Source organism: Streptomyces violaceorubidus, assembly GCF_000717995.1.
Taxonomy (GTDB): Bacteria; Actinomycetota; Actinomycetes; order Streptomycetales; family Streptomycetaceae; genus Streptomyces; species Streptomyces violaceorubidus.
In genome coordinates this window covers 1-8,906 of the sequence record NZ_JODM01000067.1, presented here as the reverse complement: position 1 = coordinate 8,906, position 8,906 = coordinate 1, and the positions used below count along the sequence as shown (strand labels likewise).

The 8,906-nt window shown below is 69.6% G+C and carries 2 protein-coding genes and 1 pseudogene; 1 reads left to right on the top strand and 2 read right to left on the bottom strand.

Annotated elements, in window-relative coordinates; translation table 11 throughout:
* Positions 1–70 precede the first annotated feature (70 nt).
* Positions 71–1,244: pseudogene (locus IE94_RS36510) on the top strand (IS110 family RNA-guided transposase).
* 171 nt (positions 1,245–1,415) lie between these two features.
* On the opposite strand, the gene IE94_RS36505 reads toward IE94_RS36510, so the two are convergent.
* Positions 1,416–1,934: a dimethylarginine dimethylaminohydrolase family protein gene (locus tag IE94_RS36505; RefSeq protein WP_157849433.1), complete on the bottom strand. Its 519-nt coding sequence runs from the start codon at positions 1,932–1,934 to the stop codon at positions 1,416–1,418.
* Between the two features lie 124 nt (positions 1,935–2,058).
* Entirely contained in the window at positions 2,059–8,880 is a 6,822-nt protein-coding gene (locus IE94_RS36500; protein WP_157849432.1) for an OTU domain-containing protein, read from the bottom strand.
* Positions 8,881–8,906: the final 26 nt, after the last annotated feature.

Sequence of the window (8,906 nt, the reverse complement as noted above, 5' to 3'; positions counted from 1 at the left end):
GAACACCTCCCTCAACGGCACGGGAGCCCTGTCCGTTGCGCACCCGGGTTCGCATCACCGCCGTCACCCGATCAGTGGCCACGTTGAAAACGCTCACTGTGTGGTGATCAACTCGGACGGCAAGCGCCTGCTGTCCCGCCGGGTCGCGAACGACGAGAGATGAACTGCTCGCCTTGATAGGCGACGTCCCGGAGATATCCGCCGACGCGCTGTGGGCTGTGGACCTTAACCATGGTGGTGCGGCGCCGTTGATCGGGCTGCTGGTCAGCCACGACCAGCCGGTCGCCTACCTCACGGGCCTGGCGGTCCACCGTGCCTGGGCCACCTACAAGGGCGGCGAGGGCAAGACCGACGCGAAGGACGCCTTCGTCATCGCTGACCAGGCCCGCGTCCGACGCGATATGGGCATGCTGCGACCGGGCGACGAGATCGCCGTCGACCTGCGCACCCTGACCACCCGGCGCCTGGACGCGGTCTTCGACCGGACCCGGCAGATCAACCGCCTTCGCGCACAACTGCTGCAGATTTTCCCGGCGTTGGAACGGGTCCTGGAACTGACGAACCGGGGGCCGGTGAGGCTGCTGGCCGGTTACCAGACCCCGGCCGCGATCCGTCGGGCAGGCGCGAGCCGGATCGAGACGTGGCTGAAGAACCCGCAAAGTCCGCGGTGCCGCCGCACTGGCGAAGACGGCCGCGGAGGCCGCCCAGGCCCAGCAGACCGCGCTGCCCGGCGAGAAGCTGGCCGCTACCATGGTGGTCCGCCTCGCGAAGGGGGTGATGGCTCTCGATGAGGAGATCGCCGACTCGACGCCCTGATCGAGGCCAAGTTTCGCGAGCATCCGTACGCCGAGGTAATCCGCAGCCTGCCCGGCATGGGAGCCAAGCTCGGAGCCGAGTTCCTCGCCGCGACCGGTGGCGATATGGACGCCTTCGGCAGCCCCGACCGCTTGGCCAGCTTCGCCGGCCTGGCCCCCAGACCACACGCCTCCGGACGCGTCAGCGGCAACGTGCGCCGCCCCCGGCGCTACCACCGGGGTCTGCTGAGAACCATGTACCTGTCGGCCATGGTCGGCCTTCAGTGCTGCCCCGTGTCGAAGGCGTGCTATGACCGGAAGCGGAGCGAGGGCAAGAGCCACAAGCAGGCCCTGCTGGCACTCGCACGCCGGCGCCTCAACGTCCTGTGGGCGATGTTTCGTGACGAACAGTGCTTTCATGCTTCATCTCCCGTCACGGGAGCGGCTTGACAACACGATTGGGAAGTTCCTTTACCGAGAGAACCCTTTCCGGAGGGCAGTTTTCCTGGAGATCCCAACGCGAGCGACGCCTCACGCCGGGACGTCGTTGTCCAGCGTCAGTGCCGTGCAGCGGACGCCGCCGCCCCTTGCGCAGCTCGTCGGTGTGGAGTTCGACCACGGTCATCCCGCGTTCGCGGAGCTGGCGGCCAGTTCGGGGGCGCCGCGCGTCATCGTGACGGTCCGTCCGTCGCTGACCAGGTTCAGGGCGAACCGGGCGGACTCCTCGACGGAGACCTCGATGACGTCCACATCGAGCGATCTCAGCACGGCCACGCTGGGGCGGTCGAGCGCCTCAAGGCACCAGGCCACCGTGTCGGGCCCGATCACCCCCACCGCCAGGTCGAGGTGGTAGCAGCGCTCGCTGCTGACCCGCAGGGGGACGACCTCGAACCCGTACAGCTCGCCGAGCAGTCCCGGAACCCGGAAATCGGTCCGCTGTCCGTGGCCCACGAACAGACGCCGGCCGCAGACCAGGGCGTCGCCCTGCCCGCTGAAGTCGTACGGGCAGTCCAGGACCTCGAACCCGTGGGCCTTCAGCCAGGACCGCACGTACGGGATCTCCGCGCTCCGCTCGACGGGCGGCACCGAGGTCGTGGTCGAGAACGCCGTGCGCACCGGCGTCCCCACGTCGCTCGACACGATGTCCCGCGCGTGGGCGGAGCAGCTGAACGGTTTGTGGCTCGCCCAGCTGGCGAAGACGTAGGAGACGCCGGAGGGCTCCCCGGAACAGAGCTGACTCCCCGCACACCGCGGTACCCCAGGGTCAGGCGTTCTCACCGGGAGGCGCGACGGTGGGCGAGGTGAGCGCGAGGAAGACGGACTGTCGTAGGTCCGGCCCCGGCCCCGGAAGATCCAGCAGGTCTTCGTCTTCCCTCTCCTCGGCAGGGACATACGGGTCTCCGGTTCCGTTCAGGAAGTCGACGTCACCCAGGTCATTCGAGGCGAGCAGGAAATTCGGGTCCCCGAGTCCGTCCAAGGCATCGCCGAGTCTGTCCAGGGCACCATGGCTCTGCCCTGAAAGATTCAGGAAGTCGAGATCCGTCATCCCGTCCAGGAATCCCAGATCGAGAGGTGCGAACGGAACCGGCTCCTGTGTCTGTGCCGGCCGCGCACCGTAGCCGGTCGGGCGTTCGTCGCGGAGCACACGGGCGACGAAATGGTGGAGGGATTCGCCTTCCGGATGCGGCGTATCGTCCGGCCCTTGCAACCGTAGCCGGACTACGCCCGGCGCGAGTTCCACGCGCGACAGTGCGAATCCGTTCTCAGTGAGCCATAGGGCCAGCGCCGACTGCTCTTCAGGGATGCCCGTGAAGTGCAGATTCCGAAAGAAGTCGCCGACCTGCGCATGCAGGCCCTCGATCCGTTCCGGCCCCGAGGAGTAGGCCGGGACCACGCCTGCCTCCAACGGAACCTCAGCCGCGTAGCGGCGCAACTGCTGGAGCCGCTCGCGCTCGGGCAGTGCCAGGAACAGCCGCGACGGATCGCTTCCGCGCAGCTCCCAGTTGAACCCCCGCGCCGTCATGGCGTAGACGGTCGGCATGTTGCTCTTGCGGACAGCGATGCCCTGCTTGATGAGTCGGCGCACGTAGTCCCGCCACCGCTGTCCGCCCTGGGCGCGGCTCGGCATGACACCGGATATGCCGCTCGTCTGCGGCGCCGCCCTAAGGTGATGGGAACGGGGTAGACGGCGGATGCGGAGACCTCCGCCGTTGTTGTCGGTGTGCTCCAGGATGTCCCCAGCAAACCATCGCAGGGCCGCCGCGAGATGAGTGTCCTGCCGCTGCACGCCCGACTTTCCCAAGGTGACCATGAGATTGGACATCTGCCGTTGCAGCGGTGTCACTCCGGGCTGCAGCGCCGTGCCGATCGTGGGGCGCTTCCCGATCAGGTGGGGATAGGCGCTGTAGAAGTCGTTGAGCAGTTTGATGCGCCGGGCAGTCGAAGACGAGATCCGCTCGCCGTCGGGCACGGTGTAAGGATGGAAGGTCGGTGCGCCGAAGATCCCCAGCTCGCGCAGGAGTCTCATGGTCTGCTCATGGACCGGGTAACCGTCGCCCACCCGCTGGACCCACTGGCCGAGCGGCGCTTCCAGTGGTGTCCCGTCGTGCAGCGCGATCCGGGCGTCGTCGGAGATGTCCGACGCGCTGCCCCCGTGGGCGATGACGAATTCCTGCGCCGCCTTGAGCATCCCCCGCTCGTTCGCGGGCGCTCCGTCGGGCAGGGGCCACCTCGCGGGGTGGCTCGCGGGTAGTGGGCGCGTGGGCCGCCCTCGCGCCTCCGGGGCCGTCTCAGGAGCCGGCGTGAGCACCGCAGTAACTCGCTGAGGGGAGACCTGAGGAGCGGTGGGTGACCAGTGTTCCAGCCCGGGCCCCCGGTTGACCTGCACCAGGGATATCGACTCGGTCCAGCTGTCGTGGCCCACAGAGTAGGAGGAGAAGGGCTGGTCGACTCTGGCTTCGACGTACTGCAGCACCTCGACGCGTATCCGGTACATCGACGACAACAGTTCGAGTACGAAGTCCCCGAAATCCTCGTTCCACGCCCCTGGACGTCGGATGAAGTCAAGCAGTTCCTGTCGGTGCCCGGGTGTCACCTCCGCACCGTCCAGCAAGACCTGAAGCCTCAGGTCGAGCATGTCCCAGACCCCGCCGGCCTCGAGTAGCTGCCGCTCCAGATGACGGGCGAGTTCCTCCCGCAGCGCGGTCGCGTCCCGTACCGGATCACGCGGCCGGTCGTGCAGTCCGGCCGTGACGAGGAAGGCGTTGAAGAGGCAGTCTCCGTCGCCCGGAACCTCGCCGACCAGCAGACCGCGGTCCCCGGCGATGCGGTCGATCTGCGTCATGACATGGGCGGAGGACGCCGGTGGGGTGTGGTCCTCGTGCCACGGCACCGATTCCTGGAACTCGGTCAGCGGCAGCGGGGGCTGCGCGGCCGCGGCGAACGGATCGTGGTTCTGCGCGTCGCTTCCGGTGACGAGAAACGTCTGTGCTATCTGGGCATCCCACGTGTGCGGCGGGTTCGCGGCCATCAGACGGCCGATGTCGACGATGCCGACTTCGGGAGCATCGTAGGACTCAGTGCGCAGGCTGTTTACGGTGCGGGCCGTCCGTACGACCCGCACCAAGTGGTCCGTGAGCTCCTCGGCGGAGAACGCCGCCATGAACAATGTGTCAAGGAGGCCGGACACCTCCTGTCGTTCCGCAGGGGCCAGGGGCGGCTCGTCGTGACGAAGCAGGTGGATGTCGACCGCGGTCAGAGGCAGATCCCACGGGCCTTCGAGATCGGCGAACGCCTCCGGTCGCTCGCCGGTGGCCGGGAGGCCGGACCCCGATGGCAGGTCCGGTGCGGGACTGGTGGGCTGCTCCGCAGTCTGCCGTGACGGCGACAGGGGTGTGGACGTCTCGCCAGCCGGCGCGGGTTGCCAGATCCACGGTCGTTCGGGGTCGTCCGGACCGCCGCCCAGCTGCCGGGTCATCGCGTCCGGGACGGACTCCCCGAGGGGGTCGAGGGCATGCTCCGGTACGGGCAGGCGCATCATGACGACGTCGGTCCGGACCTCCACCGGAGTCAGCGGGAATCCCTCGGCGGCGAGCCATGCGGCGAGCCGCGTCTGACCCTCCGGGATGCCCGTGTACTGGAGATGACGGAAGAAGTCACCGACTCGCGCGGGCAGATCCTCTTCGCGTCCCGGGCCCGCCACATAGGGCGGTACCACGCCCGGTGCCAGTCCGTACCGGCGCGCATAGGTGGAGAGTTGGTCGATGCGTTCGCCCTCGGGCAGGGCGAGGAAGAGCCGTTCCGGGTCACTGCCGCGCAGTTCCCAGGTGAAGCCCCAGTCCTCCAGCGCCAGCATAGTGCGATAGTTGGAACGGATGAGGGCGAGTCCGGCTCCGACAAGCTGACGCAGTTGCAGTGCGACGCCCACCTGGTCGCCCGATATCGGCGGAATCCTCCCGGGCAGGCCCCCGTCGACATCGAAGTACCGCTTCAGAATCTCCCGTCTGCGTTCGGCGAGAGCGAAGGCCCGTGGCGTCCCGGCCGAAGTCCGGCCCTGCATCACATGGACACCGAAGTGCCGCAGCGCTGCGATGAGATGGTGGTCCTTCAGGCTGAACCCCCTGGTCCGGAGAATCCGGAGGAGGCTCTCCGCCCGCACCTGGCGCTCGTCCAGCGCGCCGGTGTCGCTTCTGCGAGGCGGCTGCTGACCGTACCGTCCCAGCGGGCTCGTGTAGTACGCGTTGAGGACGCCGATGCGCTCGGCCGTCGATGGCGTCACCTCCGCACCTGCGGGTACGGCATACGGGACCACAACCGGTTCCTGCGCGCTCCCCGCCCCCTCGGACGCGGCGGCTGAGCCCGAAGCCACCGCTCGGGGTGCGGGCGTCTCCCTGGCCGCGGGGGTCAAGGCACCCGGGGAGGCTTCCTGAGCAACCGGGGTCCTGGGTTCCACCGGGGGGACCAGGCGGGGGGTGCGCCATTCCCCGAACCTGTGGCTGAGCAGGCCGTCGGCCGAGAGCAGTCCGGGATCGGCCAGCCTCCCGTCCATGGGCAGCCGCACCATGCCCGCGGACACCGGGTCGGGGACCAGCGCGAAGCCGTGGCTGCCGAGCCAGGACACGGTCCGGTGGTGATGGCTCGGGATACCTGTGTAGCGAAGATGCTGGAAGAAGTCACCTGCCTCGGCGGCGAGACCCTCGACCCGATCCGGACCCGACGTGTACGGCGGGACCACCCCGTCGCGCAGCACCCCGGTGCGCAGATATTGTTCGAGTCGGGGCAACCGCTTGCTCTCCGGAAGGGCGAGGAAGAGCCGTTTCGGGTCACTGCCGCGCAGCTCCCAGGCGAATCCCCAGCGGATCATGTCCCGGAAGAGGGGAAGGTTGGCCCGCCGGATCGCCAGGCCGAGGTTGATCAACGTGTTCACACGTACATGCGCGTTCCGGTGCTGATGTCCCGTTCCCGGCATCTCCCCGGGTGTTCCACCAGCGTCGTCGAAGTAGGCACGCAGCGTCTCCTGGCTGATCACGGTCGCCACGTGGTACAGCCGACGCCCCTGAGCGTCCTGCTCTTCGGTGATCTCGACGCCGAACCACTGGAGCGCGGCGATCAGGTATTCGTCATCCGGGCCCATGCCCCTCGACCGTAGGTGGGCGAAGAGCTCACCCGCTCGTCGCTCGGTCTGCCGGTCGGCGTCCTGCGCTGCCGGCCCGGTGAGGCGGGGAGCCTGCTCGCCGAGCCTTTCCGGGAACTCGGAGTAATAGGCGTTGAGGATGGCGATGGACTCCCGTGTCTGGTCCGGGACCGGCGCTCCCTCGGGCACCATGTACGGCGGTCGGGAGGGGGCAGCCGTCGGGTGCGTCCGGGGCTCGACCGCGGGTCCGGCAGGGGGAGCGCTCTGTGCCGCCCGGCTCGGCCGAGGAGTTCGCGGGGCCGAAGCGGGGGCCGACGGCTCCGCTGCCACTGCGGCCGGGCGCTGCCGGGGCACGGGAGCGGGCGGCCGCTCCGCGGTGGGGGCTGCCGCCGAACGTCCCGGCTCAGCCGAATCGCCCCGCCAGTCGCCGAGCGCGGCGGTGAGCAGGCTGTCCACCGTGTGCGGCGCCGCTCCGCTGGTGTACGGAGGTCCGGGCAGCCGCAGCAGGCCGTTCTCCGGACCGGTGAGTACGAAACCGTGCCGGTCGAGCCAGCCGATGAGCTGGTGCCGGTCCGCAGGGATGCCTGTGTGCTGGAGGTGATGGAAGAAGTCGCCGACCCGGGCGGGCAGACCCTCGACGCGCTCGGTGCCGGCCGTGTACGGCGGCACCTCTCCGGGTACCAGCCCGACGGTTCGTACGTACTCGTCGAGTTGCTTGATCCGCTCGGCCTCGGGCAGCGCGAGGTAGACAGTCGACGGGGCACTGCCCCGCAATTCCCAGGAGAATCCGGCCGAGAGGAGCGCACGGAGCGTCGGCAGACTCGACCGCACTCCGCGGCGGATGGCGACGCCTCGCTCGATCAGGTCGGTGACCACTTTGCTGTGTCTGCTCAGGCTCGGCAGCTGGCCATGCCGCCACGGTTCGGACTCGTAATAGGCCCGGAGCGCGGGGTAGGCCGGATCGTCCCGCACGTAGTACCGCTCACGGCCACGGTCGTCGGGCCCCCGTTCCATCGTGATGCCGAACCAGTGGAAGGCACGCAGGAGGTGGGTGTCGTCAGGGGCGACACCCGTTTTCGCCAATTGGGTCAGAAGGTTGCCGTACTGCCTCGTCAACGCGGATCTGCCGGTGTTGGCCGCTCCGCCGCTGCGCGCCGGTCGGCTGCCGACCCTGTCGGGGTTCTCGGCGTAGTAGGAGTTGAGCAGGTGTATGCGTGCTTGGGTGCTGTCCGACGTCGACGCCCTGTGATCAGCCGGTATGGCGTAGGGGGCTACGCCGTTCCCGGAGGACGTGGCGGGTATGCCCGCTTCGGCTCTCCTGGCCATGAAAACCCGCACCCCGGGTGCCTGACCGCTGTCCGGTAGATGCGAGATCCACGCCACGGTCTCCGCCGGAGTACGTGGCAGTCGCTCGCCGGTGAGCCACGGTGGCCGGCGCGCGGAGCCGCGCTCCGTCGGCGGCGCGGTCCGGGAGGGCTCGGCTGGCACTGCGGCAGGAGCGTCACTCTGCGTGCGCTCGCTGGACGCGCCGACCGGCCGGCCGCTGTGCGTCGGGGCTCCGCCGACCGGGGCGTCGGCGTCCGCCACGGCGGAGAACGGGGGAGCGCCCGTGCGGCGCCCGTCCGGCGGCTCCACCCGGGGCTGCCGCGCCGACCCCGACGCCTCGCCGTCGTGCGGCTCGTCCTGGCTTCTGACCGAGCTTCGGACCGGCGACGAGCCGAGAGCGTGAGCCGCCTGACCCGGCGCCGCCGTCGCCGGACCGTTCTCCAGCCGGGCGCCTCCCGGACGGCCACCGGACGAGACCGTGGCCACCTGCCCGGACCGCTGACCGTACCGGCCGGGCTGCGCCTCCCCCGGACGCGGTACGCCGGTGTCCGACGCCTCGGCGGTACTCCGCGCGGCAGGGAGCGGTGGGTGCCTTTCGGCGCCGGCCGTGCTCGCGCCCGGACTCGTCACCTGTACGGACGGCACCGTCCGGCCACGGTCCTGCTGTCGCGGCTCTGTGCCGTCAGCCGCTCTTCCCATCGACAGTGCGCCGTCCCCGGCGCCCACTGGCGCGCCCTTCGGGCCGTCGTCGTTTCGCGACCCGACGAGCGTGTCGCCAGAGTTCGACTCGTGGTCGCCGGCCACGGTTGCGTCGTCGTTCGCGACGGGAGATGTGTGGCCGGCGTGCGCCGGCGCTGGAGCGACCGCGTCTCCCCCCTGCAGCGGACGCACCGCACCCGTGTCCTGGTCGCCGCCCGCGCCACGGCTCACGCCGGACGTCGAGGTGTCGAGCGCCCGGGCCAGCCTGCTGATGTCCTCCATGTCCGGAGGTGTCTTCGCCAGCGCGGCCGCCAGCGACTTCTTGAGCCCCTCCCTCATCGCCTCGTCGTCGGAAACCATCCCCACCTGCACGTCACCGGGGAGCCCGTGCCCGCGCGGATCACCCGAACGGGTCAGCTCGTCGAGCAAGGAATCCGGGGCGGGATCTGCTCCGT